Source organism: Desulfotomaculum sp. (genome assembly GCA_003513005.1).
Lineage (GTDB): Bacteria > Bacillota > Desulfotomaculia > Desulfotomaculales > Nap2-2B > 46-80.
In genome coordinates, this window is sequence record DOTD01000016.1 from 13,698 (window position 1) to 33,377 (window position 19,680).

A 19,680-nucleotide genomic window follows, 5' to 3' on the forward strand; every position below is an offset into this window, starting at 1 on the left:
TGATCAGCAAAAGAATAGGGAGAGGTGTTCTTATTTGTCCAATGTCATTGATTTGGGAAACAGTGTTTATCAGATGGATGTTTATGGTGAGGGAAGACCGGGAAGGACTTCGTCTTACCTGATCAGGGGTAGCAAAATGGCCATATTTGAAACAGGAGCGGCCAACTGTCATGAGCACTTGCTGTCAGGGCTTGCGGAACTCGATGCGCGCCTTTCCGATATTGACTATGTGATTGTCTCACATGTTCACCTGGACCATGCCGGGGGAGCGGGCACATTAATAAAGAAACTGCCCAATGCGCGTGTGGTCGTGCACCCGGAGGGGGCAAAGTTTCTGATGGATGCTCCCAGGTTGGAAAAGGGAGTAAGGTCCGTTTACGACGTGCCGGACTTTTATGAAATTTTCGGGCAGACGGAGTCTGTAAGCAAGGAACTCCTTTATACGCCTGCGGACGAGGAAGAGATCGATCTCGGTGGCGGGCGGGTGATTAAAATTTATCATACGCCGGGCCACGCCAGGCACCACATTATAGCTGACGATCCTTTTTCCAAGGGGCTTTTCTGCGGTGATGCCCTGGGTACCGTCTATTACCCGCTTTCAAGCATTATTGGTCATGACTTCTACTTCTACGCCACACCTCCGCATGACTATGATCTTGACGAAGGAATTGCTTCCTGTGAGAGGATTGGAAAACTGGCTCCTGAAAAGCTTTACTTTTCGCATTTCGGCGTAATCACGGATGTAGAAAATGTCTTAAGTCGTACGCCGGTCTTTATGAGAAAGCTTACCGGTGGAGCAGGGGAGGTCCTGGCCAGGGGAGGTACTTTAAAAGATGTCGAAGGAGTGTACTGGAAATGTATCGCCGACCAATTAGCCGAATTCAGCAAACTAGACTGCCGCGATTACATTCCGGAAATTGACATCTGGGTATGTTCTCAGGGTCTGGTTAAATATCACAGTAAAAAAGAAAAAGCCAAAGCTTAAATAAAAGTTTGTGGAAAATTGAAGGCGCCCTTATTCTTTAATAAATCTTGCTCCCGCTTTCCGGTATGCTGATATTACCCCTGGCCAAAGAGGCGAAAATGCCGAACAAGCATGTTATGGCAAAGATTGAGAACGAAATCTTCACACTTTTGGTCAGCAAACCGGCCAGGGCAGGGCTTAACTGGGTGTTACCTATATGCAGGTCGATAATCAGGGTTGCAATAGCCATACTGACCGCCTGGCCGATCAGCCGCATTGTGCCAAGTGATGAGGAGGCCACGCCGTAAAATTGTTTGGGTACAGAACCCATGACGGCGCTTGTATTGGGGGATGAAAAGAAGGCAAAACCTGTTCCCAGCAGCATCAGATTCATTACTAAAAGCCATGCGGGGGTAGTGCTGCTTAAAAAGGCGAAGAAGACAAGGCCAAGCGTAGAAAGGCCCATTCCAAAAGATGAAACAATCCGCGGCTCCACCCGATCCGATAGGGAACCTGCAAAAGGAGATAACACTGCCATAATGATCGGCTGGGAGAGCAGTATAAAACCGGCTGTTTCCGAATTATATCCTTGAACAACCTGCAGGAAAATGGACATAAGGAAAGTTGTAGCAAATGTAGCGGAATAATTGATTAAAGCAGCGACGTTCGAAAAAGCAAAAGCAATATTGCTGCCGAAAAACTTGATGTTAAAAATCGGCTGTTCGGTTTTTAGTTCTTGAATGGCAAAGCCGATGATGATGAACAACCCCAGGGCGAGGATATATTTGGCTGATGAAGATGTGCCAATTGAAGAAAAACCGTAAATAAAGGCGACCATCCCAACCATGTAAAGAAAAGCGCCTGTTTTGTCATATTTTTCGCCCTTTGCTCCAATCCATTCTCCTTTTAACTTGGTTGCGGCCAGAAAAAGCACCGTAACTCCTATTAAAAGGACAAAATAAAAGATTGATTCCCAACCGAGCCGGCGGTTCAAGATACCGCCAAGTACAGGACCAAGGGACAGGCCGGTATAAACGGCGGCAGTGTTGATGCCGAGAACCTTGCCCCTTTCACTTGGAGGGTAAACAGCTGTCAGGATAGCAATGTTTGTGCTGAAGCTCATGGCGGAGCCGATCCCCTGCAAAACCCTGAAAACAATCAGTGACTCCGTTGACCAGGCTGTTCCACAAAGGAGAGTCGATATACAGAAAATTGACAAACCGAAGATAAAGACTTTCTTTCTGCCGATGATATCACCGAGCCTGCCGAAGGGAAGCAGGAGGGCGGCTGAGGTTAGCAAGTAGCAGCTCACAATCCAACTCAGCATAACAGCGCTGCTGCCGAATTCCTCTCCTATGGAGGGTATAGCCAGGTTAACCGCATTGCCTATAAAAGGAGTGGAGAAAGAAGCCAGGGTAGAGACGATCAGCGCATACTTTTTTACGGATTCGCGATTCTCAGTTTTGTCCATAAGCATATCCCTCTGTCGCCGTTTTTACAAATCATAACAGGTTTGAAGAGCAAAGACAAGATTATTACCGGGCAGCGCTTGTAAAGTAGTCAAAGAGGAGATAGACCCATGCTGTTTGTTAACGCAGCACCGCTAGTCCGGTCCGAAGCAAGCCGTGCCGCTGTCGGCGTGGAGCAGCGGAGAGAGCGTTGATAATGCCGTGCCTATCGGAAGACCTTGACATGCCGAACGGTTTTGTATAAAATTTTCCTATGTAATTGAATAATGCATGCAATCAGGTTTCCGGAGAGATCCGGGACTAAGAGGGAAGACGGTGTAAATCCGTCGCGGGCCCGCCGCTGTAATCGGGGACGAAACCGGTGAGAACCACTGCAATGTTCGTAAACTCTGAGGAACTTGCGGGAAGGTATCGGGAATAGGTTGAACCGAGAGCCAGAAGACCTGCCTGACTAGCTTTAATTTTCGCATCTTCGGAGGCTGAGATGTTGATAACAAGTGATGCGCGGTCTTATTACGGGCTTCCTTCTAAACATCTAAAGTTGGCGGGGGCCCGTTTTAGTTTATCCTTCTTGCGTTTAACCAATAATAACAAGAGAGGTGTAGATTATTATGACGGCGATTTCAGCAAATCTGGGCTTTCCACGTATTGGTGTCAAGCGTGAACTAAAGCACGCAATCGAACAGTACTGGACTGGAACTATTAGCGAGCAGGAGTTAAAGAGGACAGCGGCGGGATTAAGGCAGAAACACTGGAAATTGCAGCAGGATCACGGGATATTACATATTCCTTCCAATGATTTTTCGCTTTATGACCATGTGCTTGATACAGCCGTTATGGTCGGCGCAGTACCGCCAAGATATGGCTGGCAAGGTAAGACAGTCGGCCTTTCCACATATTTTGCTATGGCACGCGGAACAAATGATGTTACCGCAATGGAGTTAACCAAGTGGTTCGATACCAATTACCACTATATTGTCCCTGAATTTCATGCCGGACAAACATTTTGCCTGGCTTCCACAAAGCCAATCGACGAGTTCAAAGAAGCGCTTGCGCTTGGCATATTAACGCGCCCCGTCATACTCGGGCCTGTGTCATTCCTGCTGCTTGGAAAGAGTGTTGACGGATATTTTTCATTGGGTCAGTCTTTAAGTAGGATACTTCCTGTTTATGAATTGGTTATTTCCCGGCTTGCAGGCGCCGGAGCCGAATGGATACAGATTGATGAACCCGTTTTAACCCTTGATCTATCACAGGAAGTACTGGCTGCATTTCCTGATGTTTATACGCGGCTGCATCGTGCGGCGGCATCCGCCCGGATATGCCTGGCTACTTATTTTAACAGCCTGGAAGATACGTTGCCTATGGTTTGCCAACTGCCCGTGCAGGCTCTGCACGTTGATTTGGTAAGGGCGCCTGAGCAGATTGATCAATTATTACATTTTGTGCCGGAGACTATGTGCTTGTCCCTGGGGATTATTGACGGGCGAAATATTTGGCGGACTGATCTTGATATTACGCTTGCTGTACTTGAACGGGCCAAAAGCATTCTATCCGGCAGAAATATTATGGTTGCTCCATCATGTTCACTGATTCACTGTCCCGTTGATCTGGCAGAAGAGAGTAATATGGATGATGAGACAAAAGGGTGGCTGGCTTTTGCAGTTCAAAAACTGGGTGAAATATCTGTGTTGACAAAGGCTTTCAATGAAGGACGCGAATCGGTAAAGGAAGTATTGCTGGAGAGCAAAAGACGGGTAGAAAACCGCAGACAGTCCCGTCGAATTCATCAACCCGCCGTACAATCACGCACTGCATCTATTAACTACTCCATGCTGCGCCGAAAGAGCGCGTATTCTGCCCGGCGTGAATTGCAGCGCACGTCGTTGCGACTGCCGGCGCTACCTACTACTACCATCGGTTCTTTTCCTCAAACAGCCGAAGTCCGTACTATGCGCGCCGCTGTGAGGAAAGGTGAAATTACCAATGAACAATATAGTGTTTTTCTGAAGAAAACAATCTTTGATGCAATCCGTTTTCAGGAAGAGATTGGTTTGGATGTCCTGGTGCACGGTGAGGCTGAGCGTAACGACATGGTAGAATACTTTGGAGAGCAGTTGAATGGCCTTATGTCTACGCAAAACGGGTGGGTGCAAAGCTATGGAACACGGTTTGTCAAGCCGCCGATAATCTTCGGTGATATTTATCGTTCATCGGCAATGACAGTGAACTGGATTAAATATGCGCAATCACTTACAGATAAACCTATTAAAGGAATGCTCACTGGACCGGTTACCATACTACAATGGTCATTTGTTCGTGACGACAAACCGCGTCAAAATATCGCGTTTCAACTGGCCCTGGCGTTGCGTGATGAAGTAGCAGACCTCGAAGCGGCCGGCATCAAGGTTATACAGATAGATGAACCGGCGCTGCGTGAAGGACTGCCGTTGCGGCGTAAACAGTGGCCGGCTTATCTTGAGTGGGCGGTAAATGCCTTTAAACTGGTTTCGTCAGGTGTGCGAGACGATACACAAATTCACACGCATATGTGCTATAGTAATTTCAATGATATTATTGACTCAATTGCCGCATTAGACGCGGATGTCATATCTATAGAAGCTTCCCGGTCCAACATGGAACTGCTGAAAGTATTTGCTCAATTTCAATACCCTAACGAGATCGGTCCGGGTGTTTATGATATTCATAGCCCCCGTGTGCCTTCGGTTGAAGAGATCGTCAGCCATCTTCACAACGCATTGGCAGTTCTGGACAGCGGGCAAATATGGGTAAATCCGGATTGTGGGCTAAAAACACGCGGCTGGCCTGAAGCAAGAAAATCCTTGGAAAATATGGTTGCCGCCGCGCGCTTGGTGCGTTCAGCCCTGTAAAATAAGTGGAACACGAGAGGGGATAAAGCTTTCAAATGAGCTGCAATTCTAGTAAAATTAACGTAATCCCTTTGCAGCATTGTGTTGCGCTTCCAAAATACGCACACGGAGACGGTGGTGATGCAGCTGCGGATGCATTTGCCGCTGTTATAGAACCGGTTGATATTCTTCCGGGGGAAACCTGCATCATACCGCTTGGCTTTAAAATTCAGGCGCCGGATGGCTTTATGCTTGCCGTACTGGCAAGATCGGGGCTTGCGGCAGAAGGGATCCTGGTCCCCAATTCGCCGGGAGTTATAGACTGCAACTACCGCGGAGAGGTATGCGCTTTATTATATAACAGCCGGAGAGATAAAGTTTTCACGGTCAGTCGCGGGGACCGTATTTGTCAGGTTGCTCTTATTCCTGTGTTTAACATCAAATGGAATATGGTAAACAAACTGCCGGAAACATCGCGTGGAGCAGGGGGATTTGGTTCTACAGGGGCCGGATAGGATATCATACGAGGAGAAATAAATATGCTATTCAGGCTGGTAAAAGTTGCAGGAGTAGATGACGCGGTCATCTCACTGTTTATGTCGAAAAGGAGTTACACTTACGAGAAAGCTGATCATGTCCGCAAAGTAATTGCTAAGTATTCCGATAATGCGGGATTCATTCATCTACCCGATAATGATACGAAGGAAACCGCCCAAATCCGCGATTGGCTGAAAAAAATCACAAAATATGGCGCACAATTAGGCTATAAGCGAAATCATGAAACCATTCTGAGGTTTATTGACTTTACAGTCGAGACTGTCGGTTTGCACAAGGCCGGGATGGGTGATCTCGACGCTCATGCGCAGAGAATGAACAACCGTATCGTCAGATCGTCATCCAGACTTGCTGAGTTTGCCAGCGGCGAAAAGAGCGAGTTTTACAACGAAAAGATAATGAGTGTGGGGGAAGTAATAAGCCTCATGCGAGAAAGCAAGTCTAAAGTAAATATACCGGAGACTGTAGAGATCAATGGTGTTGAATACAAATTTAACGGTTTCGGCTATATCAGAAAGGATTATTCAGACGACCGGGATGTTATACGGGGCACATATATGCTTTCAATCCCAAGCGACTCTATTTGGAAAGCTGATTTTATAGGGATGAAGCATATATATGCTATGCGAAACAAGAACACCCACGCGCATCCTGAGCTAAGAGACGGTATGGAACAGGTTACCGGGCAAATTGAACAAGCGCTTCCGATAGTGGGGAAAGCGATTGCTAACGAATGGATTAACGGTGAGTGGATTCATGTGAGTAAGACTGAGTTAAAAAAACATTGACCTGCCAATTCAGTGTGAGGTAAAGTAGTCTTTGGGACGGAAGAAATATGTCGAAGAAGAGAGGTTTTTTAGAGACAGGGCTCTTGTTTATGAACTTTTTATTGGATATTGACCCTGATTCTGCGGCATACAGGTTGCGGCGGTCCGATCAGTGAGATACTAAAAATCAATAAGGAGAACAGTAATGGTTTCGTTGAGAGAGATCGGCTTAAAAATAGGTGACTTATCCGCCGGATTACCAATTATTCAAGGCGGTATGGGTATTGGTGTTTCTCTAAGCGGGCTGGCGTCAGCAGTAGCCGAACAAGGCGGTATAGGAGTTATATCTGTTGCGGGTATTGGTCTACCTGAACCGGATTCTAAAACAAATTATCTTGGGGCCAACATCAGAGCGATTAGAAAAGAGATCAGAAAAGCACGTGAACTTACCAAGGGAATTCTGGGAGTAAACATCATGGTAGCTTTATCAAATTTCAGTGACATGGTTAAGACGGCAGTAGAGGAAGGTATTGATATTATTTTTTCCGGCGCCGGTCTTCCGCTGAATCTCCCTTTATTCTTACAAAAGTCAACTGCTACAAAGCTTGTTCCTATTGTTTCTTCCGCAAGAGCAGCGAGCCTGATCGCTAAAAGGTGGTTAGAAAAATATCAACATGTCCCGGATGCCATTGTGGTAGAAGGGCCGATGGCAGGCGGCCACCTGGGATTTAAAAGCGAGCAGATTGATGATCCTGCTTTTAAATTGGAGAAGCTTGTTTCTGAAGTTATTGGTGTAGCAAAAATGATTGAAGAAAAGACGTCAAAACCTGTCCCTGTAATTGCGGCAGGCGGCATATATACAGGGGAAGATATATATAGATTCCTTCAGCTCGGAGCTTCGGGCGTACAGATGGCGACACGGTTTGTAACAACGGAAGAATGTGACGCTTCTTTAGAATTTAAAAACACCTATATCAATTGCAGAAAAGAAGATATCGGAATTATAAAAAGCCCTGTCGGAATGCCCGGGAGAGCTATAATCAATGAGTTCATCGAAGATGTCAATGCAGGCGGCAAGAAACCTTATAAGTGTCCATATCATTGTATTATCACCTGCAATCATGAGTCCAGCCCTTATTGTATAGCCCTTGCTTTGATGAATGCTAAAAAAGGAAAAATGAAACACGGATTTGCTTTTGCCGGCACAAATGCTTATAAAGCGGAGAAAATTGTTTCTGTTAAGGATCTGTTTGATTCTCTAGTTGAAGAGTATGACAGTGTTGCTGATGTTTAGTTGTTTGGCTTGAAGTAATCACCGGCTAAAAAATGGTTAACTGGGCTATTTTTTCATAGCTAAAATAGGACGCCTTTATTCATGAGTGAGCGCTTTGCGAAGCGCCGCTGCTGCAGCCCGGCGAAGTTGTTTTTTTAATAAGTCAATTTTTATAATAAGTCAAGCCTGACCCCCTTTACCCCCTGACCCCCTTTACCCCCGATTATCATGTTAATAAACCGGTTTAATAATTAATGTCGATTGAATAAGAAAGGCGCCCTTTTTTAATGTAAATGCGCTTAAAGGGCGCTTTTTTTTAAGGGAGATAATATTGAAACCCAGACTATATAAAAAGAAAAAGAGTTGCAAATATGAATAATAGTTGTTTTACATAGGAGCAGGGTGTATATTGGAAAAAAGTCGAAAAAAAAGAGAATAGCGGGCAATCTTTGCAAGCTGGTGTTTTAACATACTTAGAACAATTAAAAAACTGACTTTATTCCTTATTTTTATGACGATCCTGCTTTTATTATTCGGCTGTGGCGTCAAAGAACTTCAAACAGATTCCAAAAATTCATCTGTGCTTTCAAAAAGCGCCTTGAATAGTGTAGCAGTCGCCGGCAGCGTTTATAAAGTCCCTGGCAAGGATGTCTATTTAACTTTTGATGACGGACCGAATACTTTTTTTACGGAACCCATTTTAAATATCCTGGACAAGGAGCAGGTAAAGGCTTCCTTTATGGTAATCGGTAAAAATGCGGAAAGAAATCCGGACATAATTAAAAGGATGATTAATGAGGGTCATGCCGTTATTAACCATACCTATACCCATGATTACCAAAAAATTTATTCATCACCGGAGGCTCTAATCGCTGATCTGGATCGGGCAAATACAGTGCTGGAAAATTTGGTAGGACAACCCGTAAAAATTTTCCGGCCTCCCGGCGGCGTTAGCTTTTTAACTCATGATTTCCGGAGCAAGTTAAAGGAAAGCGGTTATCAGTCAATTGGTTGGAACATAACCGGCGCCGACACTACTCCCCGCGCCTTGAAACCGGAAGAGGTCTATCAAAGTGTTTCCAGCGGTCTGATATTAGTCGAAGAACTTCATCTAACACCCATTGTTCTACTGCATGACGGAGGCCAGGTTGATGTTAAAGCGGCAGCGTCTCCCAGCATGGAAACGTATATCACCAACAGAGAGGCTGTAGTCAAAGTATTGCCTGAGATTATTCAGTTGTTCAAATCAAAGGGTTACACATTTGTAACAGTCGACCAGAATACACCGCAGCCGTGGTAAAGGAGGAATCCTGGCAGTTCAATTGAAAAACCCTCTCAAATAATTCCCTCGCTTATCCCATTTCTTTCCTGATTTCCCGGAGAAGATTTTTGTCAACTTTGCCGGTAGAGTTTTTTACAAGACTCTCTATTATTACAATCTGTTTTGGACATTTAAAATTGGCCATGTTCTTACTGCAGTATGAAATGAGTTCTATTAAGAATTAACCATTTACCCTTTGCTTATTAAGTCTAGAATAACATCACTGGCTGTTTTTGAAGGAATAGCAAAACCAATTCCCTCTGCCTGGGCTACAGCGGTATTGATTCCGATTACTTCGCCGGACAGGTTAAACAGTGGGCCTCCGCTGTTTCCCGGGTTAATTGATGCGTCAGTTTGCAGCAGATTCTTGTAATTGCGGTTTCCTACGGTTATCGGACGCCCTTTGGCGCTAATCACACCAACTGTTACAGTATGATCAAGGCCGTAGGGATTTCCGATTGCGATGACCCAGTTTCCAACCCTGGTCTTATTTGAATCACCCAGTTTCAACGCCGGCAGATTTTTTGCCTGTACCTTTAAGACAGCAAGGTCCAAATTATAATCTTCGCTGACCACAGTTGCCTGGAGGGGGTTTTTATATCCCTGGATGGTGACTGTAATCCTGTCGGCTCCGTTGATGACATGGTCGTTGGTCAAAATATTACCATTGCTGGAAATAATAAAACCGGAACCAAGACCGTGTTCCTCCTTGGTCTGCGACTGACCATAGGGACTGCCGAAGAACTGTCTGAAGAAAGGATCATTAAAAAAGGGATCCACATAAACACTGCGGGTAGTATATGTATCGATTTTTACTACCGCAGGGCCGGCGCTGCTGACTATATCAGCGACTGTCTCAGAATCAATGATACCGGCTCCGGAGGCGTCTGCTGAATTAGCAGCCAGTGATCCTTTGCTTAGAGCGGACAGGGGGAGATCGTTGGCAAAAAGACACCCGCCCATAAACATGACTCCCGCAATAAAAGCGGCTAAGGCAATAAAAAAGAGGTTTCTTTTAAAATTTGGCATATCTTTCACCTTCCTTGAAAAATAAAAACATCCTTTGCAGGTAATTTTATCAAAATAAACTCAAAATAGATATGGAGAATTATTGAAGAAAGTGTGAAGTTTTTTTGGTTATCGGAAAGCAGTGTTTTTGTAAGTTTAATATATAGCTTATTGATTTATCTTTTTTTTCCAATTGGCGCATTATGTGTTATAATTCTACCAGATGAATTTTTACAGCCAAAGGTAATAAAGTTTTTTATTATAAAACATAAGGAACAAAATCTAATGGGCAAACAAGCTGTATACTGTATTAGGCTTTGGAAAGACCGGATACTGAACAAGTTTAAAAACCTTTTTTCCGTGAGGCCGGGTAGTAAATTACATTCCTACTTGAAAAAAATCTTAAATTTATCTGATTCACCGAAAAAGATCGCCGGTGGGGTGGCTCTTGGTCTGGCGTTTGATTTTCTTCCAATACCCATAATCAGTATACCTTTATCCTATTTAGCCGCCCGTGCGGTAAAAGTTAATCCTGTTGCGGCAGTATCTACAGTAGTAATTCTTAAACTGGCCGTTCCTTCCTTTTATGCTCTTGATTTTTTTGTAGGAAAGCTTCTTTTTGGGGATATACAAACAGGACTGGATATCCATGATATGGGAATATCAACTTTTGACTTTTTTCTTGATAAACTGTTCGAACACGGTTACCCTTTTATTTTAGGCAGCCTGATTAATGCCGCTATAATAGGGTTTGTTTCTTATTACTTTTTAATGTGGTTTATCAGGCGCAGGCAGGGATCGGGAAAATGAAAAAGAATAGACATCCCCGTATAATATGAACTTTTTTCAGGGTGTGAGATATCTTTCACTGTCCGTGCCTGCAATACCCGATTCCGTTGTAGAAAAATCCGTGTTTTACTGCTTCGTCCGGATCAAGCATGTTTCTGGCGTCAATAATTACCGGAGTCCTCATAGTTTTACGCAATCTTTGAAAATCAATCTTAATGAATTCAGGCCATTCAGTCATAAAAACTACAGCATCCGTCATCCTTGCAGCGGCGTAGGGATCTTCAGCAAAGGTTACCAGGCCTTTTGCGCTGCCAAGTTCAGACCTGGCGTTATCCATTGCTTTCGGGTCATAGCAGGAAACAATGCTGCCCCTGTCGGTTAATTCCTTAATCAGCTTTATTCCCGGAGATTCCCTGACATCATTGGTGTTGCTTTTAAAGGCCAGGCCAAGCACTGCAATATTCTTGTTCTTACATACCCAGAGGGTATCTTCAATTTTATCAGCAATCAAACAGATTCTTTTTTCATTAATGCGGTTTACTTCTTTAAGCAGGGTAGTATTGATACCCAGTGTGTCGGCCATGGCTGATAAGGCCTTAACGTCTTTAGGGAAACAGCTTCCGCCATAACCTGCGCCGGCATTGAGGAAATCCCTGCCGATACGTTTGTCATAACCCAGGCCGTACGCAACTTGTTTAATATTTGCGCCTACTTTTTCACAAATATCAGCAACCAGGTTTATAAAAGAAATTTTCATAGCCAGAAAGGCATTGCTGGCTTGCTTGATTAATTCCGCAGTCGATATGTCTGTGAACAGGATGGGACAATTAAAATCCTGGTATAATGCACGCAGTTTCTCCCTGGCCCTGTCATTGTCGGCGCCGAGCACAATGCGGTCCGGGTGCATGAAGTCGCCTACAGCCGAGCCTTCTTTCAGGAATTCGGGATTGCTTGCTAAATCAAAGGATGAAGCTTCATTCCGGCGGGCCATTTTTATCGTCTGTTTGATTCTTTCCGAAGTACCTGCAGGCACAGTGCTTTTTTCAACGATGAGTGTATAACCTTCTATACTGTCGGCAATGGAGCGGGAAACTTCTTCCACCTGGGACATTTCCGCCATACCGTTTTCATGTGGGGGTGTCCCGACACATATAAAAATGATCTCAGCCTGGCTGACTGCAGTCTTAAAATCATCAGTGAAGTAAAGGATGCCTTTTTCCAGTCCTTTTTTTAGGAGTTCATCCAGCCCGGGCTCGAAAAAAGTAGAGATTCCCCTGGACAGAAGATCAATTTTTTTCTGGTCTTTATCGAGGCAGGTTACGCTATGTCCAAGACTAGCGAAACACGAAGCCGTGACCAGTCCGACATAACCCAACCCAACAACACACAACCTTGCCAATTTGCGCTCCTCCTTAAATATTAAGTTTCAAAGAAACACTGCGTTTTGTTAACGCAGTGTTTCTTTGAAACTTTATTTAATAGATTCTTTTAATCATCAGCAGGTGAACTTGGCGGCAAAGAATATTGGGCATACTCCGCCCACTAAGAACAACTCCCGACACAGGAACTGCGTTACATTTATTAGTAAGTTTATGTAATTATAGCCATTTGTGTTACCCTGCGCCGCGATGGAGCATAAGAAAAGAAAAAACCCGCCTGTATCGAATCAGGAGGGTGGAGGGCATAACAAGTAATAAATTTATTAAAAAATTCAAGCTGAAGAGCAATGATTATTCAGTATACTTTCACCGTGGAGAAATTTATCTTTGTACATGTTCTTATCAGCTTCTGTAAAAAGCTGAACCAGGTCGCCTGGAGTTTCCATAACTGCATAACCGACGGAGATATTTAAATTTAATTGGGGGTTTTCGGAATTGCAGACAACAATATTCTCCTTAAGCCTGCGGCAGGAATTTGGAATAACGTCAGAATCGCAGCCCGGAAGAAGAACTGCAAATTCATCACCTCCTATACGCGCTACCATATCGCTTTTGCGAAACGACTTTTTGATAACTTCAGCGGCCTCTTTCAGTAAGATATCTCCAAATTTATGCCCCAGGGAATCGTTTATAATTTTAAGGCCGTCTACATCACAAACAACCATGCCGATCGGGTAATCCCGCCCGTTTTGCAAACGGAGCATCTCTTGTTCAAAATAAATCCGGTTATAAATTCCCGTCAGGCCATCATGCAGACTGAGATATTTTAACCTTTCCTCCATTTCTTTCCTGGCCGTTATGTCACGTGCACTGATTATAGCGCCAATTGGACATCCGTTAGCATCCTCTATTACTTTGCCAAAGGCTTCCAGCCAAATATAATAGCCATTTGCATGCTTATAGCGGACCTCAATTGTGACCGAATTCTTATTTGCAGCAGTTGTTTGATAGATGCGTTTTACTCTTTGCAAATCTTCCGGATGAATAAGGTCAAAAAGAGATGACCCCTCAAGTTTCCCGGGTTCATACCCTAAAATGTTTCTTACAGACGAGCCGATGTATTCAAAAAAACCATCTGCTTTAATTCTGGCTATGATATCCAGCATATTGTCGGTTATTTGTCTTAAAAACAATTCCTTTTCCTGCAAAGCTTTCTCCATGAGTTTGCGGTCTGTAATGTCCAGGAAAGTACCAACACGTTTCTTGGCGCCAGGAATTGTGCTGACTGTTGCCAGGATATTAATTACATCCATATGCTTATTATTCATTTTAAACTCATAATTTCTTTTTGAATCGTCCGGATGCATTTTTTGCCTGTCGTTATATTTAAATACCCTTTCTTTGTCTTCGTCTACAATAAAATCCTGTACACTTTTTTTATTTTCGACTTCATCCTTCGTGTATCCAGAAACCTTTTCAAATTCATGATTAATCATCGACAACTTCAAATCTTCTTCGAAGATTACTGTTGGGCAGCCGGTTGTTTCAAAAAGTGTCCGATACTTACTTTCAGATTCTCTGAGCTCTTTTTCAATTCTTTTCCGTTCAGTTATATCAGAAAGAATGCCTGTCACCCCGACTAACTTGTTGTCTTTCAGCAATGCTCTGCAGGAAGTCTGTACATAATAAGTAGTCCCGTCAAGATCTACCAGCCTGAATTCAATTGATTCAGGTTTCTTGACTAAAACGCGCTGTATGCTGCCTAAGACTATAGGAGTATCTTCGGGATGCACATATCGCAATATATTTTCACCAATAAGTTCCTCTGGCTTATGCAGAAACATCTTCTCTGCAACAGGACTAATATAAGTAATGAAACCTTGTAAATCCAGAGAAAAGATAACGTCACCCAGATTTTCGACCAGGATACGGTATTCTACCTCAGATTTATCCTGATCATTTTGTTCAAGTTTAGCATCACTGTTTTTTTGCGCTTTTTCCCTCAATGCCATAACCTTAACAAGTATCCCCGATATTTTAGATATAAGATGATTCATTTTTCACTCTCAACTTTCGCATGACGTATAGGCTTCCTTTAAAAAATAGGATCCTGGAAATTAGCTATTTGGGAAAAAGTTTCAACAAGGTATTTTCCAAAGTTAAACTTCTTTTCCCGGAATTATTGTTTTAAGGTGTTTCTTCTCCAATTATCCTAATATTCCTTTAATTAATTATCGTGAGAAATCTTCGTATTTCGACATTTTCTGCAAGTCAGACATCCATGCTGCTGAAGCGAAAATAAGCACACAAGTAACTGACCTCCTTAATGCAAGTTAATTTTCAGGATAGGAGAGTATTTTTGATAAGTTTAATGATGGTTTTCCGCAAGTATTATTCTTAAAACAAAATAAAACACTAATTACATAGTGGAGATATTTCAATCGTCAATCCCTTGATTAACGCCAAATTGGTCTCTATAACGAAGAAGTTTTGGATTTTGAAATGCCAAAATCACCAATTTATCAACTTTTTCAAACAGAATATCTCTATTCAGAATATCTCTATTATAACAGATTTATATCCACCATGCAATTAACGTTTTAAACAAAAAAGCCCCTGTACTGGGCAAATGCCGGATGATTGCCTTATAAAACTCCTTCTGCCCCACAAGATCGAGCCCGTCAGGATTGCACTGTCATGTGATCAAGAATAAAGGTCCAAAACCAAGGGAGGGTACTTATGTTCGGAGGGATCAACATCAAGTACCCCCAAGTTTTTAAAAAATGGATTGAGTTTGCCTAAAGCCGGTGCAATCACCTTGTTCGATAGATAAGTTTGTTACTTTTAAGAAAGTTAAGTAAAAATAAAAAACCTGTCTGGGGTCAGGCGCCATGACAGGTATATAGCATATTTACAGGAATTCTTACTTCCACGCAACCCGGCTATCATAGCTTAAAGGCAGTAGATCCGTGGCTTATGTGTCACCGTCTTTCGACGGTTTTATCCTGAGCTAGAAGTTTTTTATTAAATTGATGTAATTTTACATTATTATTTTCCAGATGTAAACAAGATTTTTACCAATTCGTTCTTCTTACAGATTGCATATTATGGATCATTATGACATATATGATTAGATATAAAATAGTTTATACATTCGCCTATGCTGACATCAGCTGGGATTTGCAAGACTTGTAGTATGAAGCAATCCTGGCAGAACTATACAACTCCCAGCGCCGGCGAGTAACTCACCATTATTCTTGCGATAGCTTCGGTGCTGGACCTTCATCAACAATCCGCCTGCCTCTGCGGTTAGCGTTTTTCTCTATACTTAAATCATTAACTTGGGGTGAGGTAATTGAGTAATCAAAAGGGCCAGGGATTGAAAGCAGCCATTAAGGGAGGGCTTACTGATGTTCCCGGCATTCTGGTGGGAAACGCTGAGGATAAAAGCGGCCGTACAGGATGCACAGTGATTCTTTGTCCGGCCGGAGCGGTCCCAGGTGTAGACGTAAGGGGAGGCAATCCTGGTACGCAGCTAACTGATGCAATACGCCCCGGCGCCAAGGAAAATCCTGTACGGGCCGTCTTCCTTACAGGTTACAGTAACTTTGGGCTGCCAGCGGCGGGCGGAATGATGCGCTGTCTTGTCGAGCATGTAATCGCCGAGGCGCCTGTAGTGCCTGCATCAGTCATTTACGATCTCGACTTCGCCAGGGGTTTAAATCCGCCTGATGCGGCCCTGGCATACATCGCCTGCCAGGCTGCAAGTACGGGTCCCGTGACTGAAGGGAATGTGGGCGCCGGAGCAGGGGCGACAGTGGGAAAATTTTACGGGAGTCCGATGAAAGGCGGATTGGGTACAGCTTCCCTTTGCATTCCTGGAGGCCCCGTGGTGGCAGCCCTGGCAGTAGTCAATCCCCTCGGAGACGTATTGGACCAGGGTCATATCGTTGTGGAATTAGCAGGCTTTGGATGTCATTAGAACCTGCCTCATCCGTATTGACTGTTACCGCTGATTATCAATTTCACTATGATATTATTCTGAGAAGCAGTAACTGTCCGAGTTGAATCGTTGAATTCGACCAAAATACCTAATGCTTCAGCTACCACCCTGACCGGCACCATTGTTCTTCCGTTAATTAAAGCGGGGGGAACATCAGCAGTTAGCGTCTTATTATTAACAATAAGCTTAATTACCTGTGAAGGCGAAACGTTTTCAGCTCCGGCGCTATTAACAAACAGGAAGAATAACCCTAAAACGAGACAGCCAAACAATGTTAGAGAAAACCTTTTTTTAAAAGATGACATTTAAATCCCCTTTCTCCTTTTTAATCAAAAAAATAGTCTTTTGTCTAAGTGAATTTTGATTTAATCTCTATTCTAGGATGGTGTTCAGGAAAGGATAGAAGCAAAAAACCTGCTCTGCATTTGTATTTAAATTAGATGTTTCCTTTCAAAAATCCTCCAATCAGTTAATAAGAAACTTTTAAAAACATCATAAAAATACTATATTTTCATTGATTCGTTAAATCTACCTTTCCACTTAACCCGCTTTATGGAATATAATAGATATACAGACATCCTCTTTATTATTGTTGCCAGAACTCCCGACGTTCCCAAAACGTTGGTGCGACCAGGCCTTTCGAGGGAACATTGGCGGGAAATTATGGGAATTGATTAATATTTCTTAGGAGGACAACTTATGGAACTATTAAACATAGTTAATATTGATGCCGAAAACCTGCCTGAGGCCTGGTACCTTTTACAGCAAAAGCTCTGGGATATCGATGCTTATGAGTATCGCGTCGAGCATGGTTCATATCCCGGGATGCTCCGGAGAGAATTTGATTTCGTCGTTTGCCGGATTAGAAGGCCTCACATTAGGCCCCTTTGTGATATCATCCCGCATAATATGAGCTTTCCACCCCCGACTACCGCCGCAAAAATCGAGGAGTACTTCAACTCTTACATCCTAAACCCGTTAGTACTGGAAAACACCTTCTACACATATGGCGAAAGGATTGTTCCACAAGTTATAGAGGTTATCCGCAGGTTCCAGACCTGGGGGTTCGGACATGCCAAAGCTTCTATTACAATAGCCAAACCGGAGGACATCACTGCCTTAAGAACCCCCGACGACCCGGAAAGCCGTGCCTCAGAGCCCTGCTTACGTGAAATTACCTTTAAAATGAGGCGTGACCGTGAGGACAATATCTGGCGGCTTCACCTGGTAGTATATTTCAGGGTGTGGGACCTTTTTGGGGGATTTCCTGAAAACCTCGGAGGCCTTCAGTTGCTCAACGAATGGGTAGTTAAAAGTATAGGCCCCCACCCCAAGACCGGCGAGCCTCTAGAAACTGGTGAAATGGTTGTTATGTCTCCCTCTTTAAATGTGCGGGAGCACATTTTTGACTATTCCAAAGAGCGTGTCGGGAAAGTTTAGCGTGTATTGCGGATAGACATCCATGCTGCTAATGCAGCGTCATCAAAGGACACAAGGGGACGGTACCCTTGTGCTCACAAGTAAGCACAGGAGAACCGTCCCCTTGTGTCTACCTCGTGTCTACTTGTATCTAGATAAACTTTCTATGCGCCTGTTTAATGAAACTGTCGCTGACACTCCTGGATGGCGGGTTCATACCGGCACTACTTCCTTTGATAACATTAATAATTCTTCAGTTGCCGCCTTTATATCAGGCCGTGCGAATATCGCCGAAATAACGGCCACACCATCAATGTTCGTGCCTTTCAGTTCAAGTATATTGTGTGAAGTTATACCGCCAATTGCAACTACAGGAATGGATACTGCGTTACAGATTGCATTCAGGGTTATGTGAGATACAGTATCCGCATCAAGCTTTGTTGAAGTGGAAAAGACAGCGCCGACACCAAGATAATCGGCTCCGTTTTGTTCGGCGATAATTGCCTGTTCTACTGTTACAGCAGAGATACCAATTATTTTATTACCGCCAAGTCTCGCTCTGACTTCATTTATTTTCATATCGCTCTGACCGACATGAACGCCGTCAGCATCACAGGCAGCGGCAATATCTACATTATCGTTGATAACAAACGGAACATTGTACCTATGGCACAAAGTCTTTATTTCTTTTGCCTCTGCTAAAAAGGCTTTATAATCAAGTTCCTTTTCACGAAGCTGAATAAAGGTTGCTCCGCCTTTCAGACAATCATCTACCTGCTCAATAAGCTTTCGCTTGCCAAGCCATGTACGGTCGGTTACGGCGTATAAAAGCATTGAATTTTTAGCGAGCTTCATATTTCGCGCCTCTCATCAAGCTCTCGGCGTCAAGATTGTATACTTCATCGATCAAATAATTGCGATAGCTCGAGTTGCCACCGCCGGCCGTTTTACATTTTGAAAAAGCAAGTTCACCACAAAGTCCCATCGCGCAAACGCTTGCCGCTGCTGCTTTAATGATATCGCCGGGATTTGCGGCAACATAAGCAGCCGTCATAACGGTAAGCATACATCCGCTGCCCGTGATTCTTGACATCATGGGATGACCGTTGCGGATGACATATGCTATATTTTCACCGGCAACGATATCAATTGCGCCTGTAATAACGGTGACAGCGCCTGTCTTTTTTGAGAACTCTTTTACAAAAGCGATCACATTATCAATGGTTTTATCCGTAACCATATCGGCGACATCGGCATCTACGCCTTTAGTTGTTCCGCTGCCGATTGCCAGCGTCTTAATTTCCGAAATATTGCCGCGGATAACAGTAAATCTTACCTCATCGAGAAGTTTATTCGCCGTATCTGTACGAAGTTTTGATGCGCCTGCTCCGACAGGATCGAGAACGACAGGATGGCCAAGTATATTCGACTTCTTTCCCGCTAAAAACATAGCCCGGATTGTATTTTGGTTAAGCGTTCCGATATTGATCACAAGTCCGCTGCAAATCGAAGTCATCTCTTCAACTTCGCCTGCGTCATCAGCCATAATGGGCGCCCCGCCGCAAGCAATAAGTATATTTGCACAATCGTTTACAGTTACATAATTGGTAATACAGTGTATCAGCGGGATTTCTTTTTTTACATTTTCTATTATTTCCTTAAACATAGCGACTTTATCTCCCCTCATCTGTCTATTATGTTTTCATTTTCACTGCGAAGAATAATATCCCGTACAGCCCATACTTTACAGCATATTATATAATTAATAGTAAATACACGCAATTGACCAAAATAAAGTTGGAATCAGCACGATAAAAAAGTGAGAATATTAAACCCGACTTTAATAATCCCGGGGCCTGTTGC

General features: G+C 43.6%; 16 protein-coding genes and 2 riboswitches. Of the genes, 9 read left to right on the plus strand and 7 right to left on the minus strand.

From position 1 onward, the window contains the following. The first annotated feature begins 34 nt into the window (after positions 1-34). On the plus strand, positions 35-985 hold the full coding sequence (locus DEH07_01370) for a hypothetical protein (protein HBY03203.1): 951 nt from the start codon (positions 35-37) through the stop codon (positions 983-985). Between the two features lie 37 nt (positions 986-1,022). Here the strand turns inward: DEH07_01370 and DEH07_01375 are convergent, their stop codons facing one another. Further along, the gene (locus tag DEH07_01375) at positions 1,023-2,435 is read right to left on the minus strand and encodes an MFS transporter (protein HBY03204.1); all 1,413 of its coding nucleotides are present in this window, start codon (positions 2,433-2,435) and stop codon (positions 1,023-1,025) included. A gap of 259 nt (positions 2,436-2,694) precedes the next feature. Continuing rightward, positions 2,695-2,899: riboswitch (cobalamin riboswitch) on the plus strand. Between the two features lie 145 nt (positions 2,900-3,044). On the opposite strand from DEH07_01375, the gene DEH07_01380 reads away from it, so the two are divergent. From DEH07_01380 to DEH07_01400, 5 genes are all read left to right on the plus strand, one after another. Beyond that, a complete protein-coding gene (locus DEH07_01380; GenBank protein HBY03205.1) occupies positions 3,045-5,324 on the plus strand; it encodes a 5-methyltetrahydropteroyltriglutamate--homocysteine S-methyltransferase in 2,280 nt (759 codons plus the stop codon). Positions 5,325-5,359: 35 nt separating this feature from the next. Further along, entirely contained in the window at positions 5,360-5,818 is a 459-nt protein-coding gene (locus DEH07_01385) for a dUTP diphosphatase (GenBank protein ID HBY03206.1), read from the plus strand. 24 nt (positions 5,819-5,842) lie between these two features. Further along, on the plus strand, positions 5,843-6,646 hold the full coding sequence (locus DEH07_01390) for a hypothetical protein (protein HBY03207.1): 804 nt from the start codon (positions 5,843-5,845) through the stop codon (positions 6,644-6,646). A gap of 184 nt (positions 6,647-6,830) precedes the next feature. Continuing rightward, entirely contained in the window at positions 6,831-7,919 is a 1,089-nt protein-coding gene (locus DEH07_01395) for a nitronate monooxygenase (GenBank protein HBY03208.1), read from the plus strand. Positions 7,920-8,409: 490 nt separating this feature from the next. After that, complete coding sequence (locus tag DEH07_01400; GenBank protein ID HBY03209.1) at positions 8,410-9,198, plus strand: hypothetical protein; 789 nt, start codon at positions 8,410-8,412, stop codon at positions 9,196-9,198. Positions 9,199-9,408: 210 nt separating this feature from the next. Here DEH07_01400 and DEH07_01405 read toward each other — a convergent pair whose 3' ends face one another. Further along, a complete protein-coding gene (locus DEH07_01405) occupies positions 9,409-10,248 on the minus strand; it encodes a peptidase S1 (GenBank protein HBY03210.1) in 840 nt (279 codons plus the stop codon). Positions 10,249-10,341: 93 nt separating this feature from the next. Between DEH07_01405 and DEH07_01410 the strand changes: the two genes are divergently transcribed. Next, positions 10,342-11,037 (plus strand): hypothetical protein, encoded by a 696-nt coding sequence (locus DEH07_01410; protein HBY03211.1) that lies wholly within the window; start codon positions 10,342-10,344, stop codon positions 11,035-11,037. A 55-nt stretch (positions 11,038-11,092) separates the two neighbouring features. On the opposite strand, the gene DEH07_01415 is transcribed toward DEH07_01410, so the two are convergent. Both DEH07_01415 and DEH07_01420 read right to left on the minus strand, forming a co-directional pair. Next, positions 11,093-12,415, minus strand: a complete 1,323-nt coding sequence (locus tag DEH07_01415; GenBank protein ID HBY03212.1) for a UDP-glucose 6-dehydrogenase — start codon at positions 12,413-12,415, stop codon at positions 11,093-11,095. Between the two features lie 312 nt (positions 12,416-12,727). Next, positions 12,728-14,452 (minus strand): hypothetical protein, encoded by a 1,725-nt coding sequence (locus DEH07_01420; GenBank protein HBY03213.1) that lies wholly within the window; start codon positions 14,450-14,452, stop codon positions 12,728-12,730. Positions 14,453-15,324: 872 nt separating this feature from the next. Next, positions 15,325-15,410: riboswitch (cyclic di-GMP riboswitch) on the minus strand. A gap of 340 nt (positions 15,411-15,750) precedes the next feature. On the opposite strand from DEH07_01420, the gene DEH07_01425 reads away from it, so the two are divergent. After that, complete coding sequence (locus DEH07_01425) at positions 15,751-16,377, plus strand: peptidase S58 family protein (GenBank protein HBY03214.1); 627 nt, start codon at positions 15,751-15,753, stop codon at positions 16,375-16,377. 8 nt (positions 16,378-16,385) lie between these two features. Here DEH07_01425 and DEH07_01430 read toward each other — a convergent pair whose 3' ends face one another. Then, positions 16,386-16,703, minus strand: a complete 318-nt coding sequence (locus tag DEH07_01430; protein ID HBY03215.1) for a hypothetical protein — start codon at positions 16,701-16,703, stop codon at positions 16,386-16,388. Between the two features lie 394 nt (positions 16,704-17,097). On the opposite strand from DEH07_01430, the gene DEH07_01435 reads away from it, so the two are divergent. Next, positions 17,098-17,838, plus strand: a complete 741-nt coding sequence (locus DEH07_01435) for a hypothetical protein (GenBank protein HBY03216.1) — start codon at positions 17,098-17,100, stop codon at positions 17,836-17,838. A gap of 192 nt (positions 17,839-18,030) precedes the next feature. On the opposite strand, the gene thiE is transcribed toward DEH07_01435, so the two are convergent. Continuing rightward, positions 18,031-18,672, minus strand: coding sequence for a thiamine phosphate synthase (thiE, locus tag DEH07_01440; GenBank protein HBY03217.1), 642 nt, complete (start codon positions 18,670-18,672; stop codon positions 18,031-18,033). Continuing rightward, a complete protein-coding gene (locus DEH07_01445; GenBank protein ID HBY03218.1) occupies positions 18,659-19,483 on the minus strand; it encodes a hydroxyethylthiazole kinase in 825 nt (274 codons plus the stop codon). Before DEH07_01445 ends, thiE begins: the two co-directional genes overlap by 14 nt. Between the last annotated feature and the right edge of the window lie 197 nt (positions 19,484-19,680).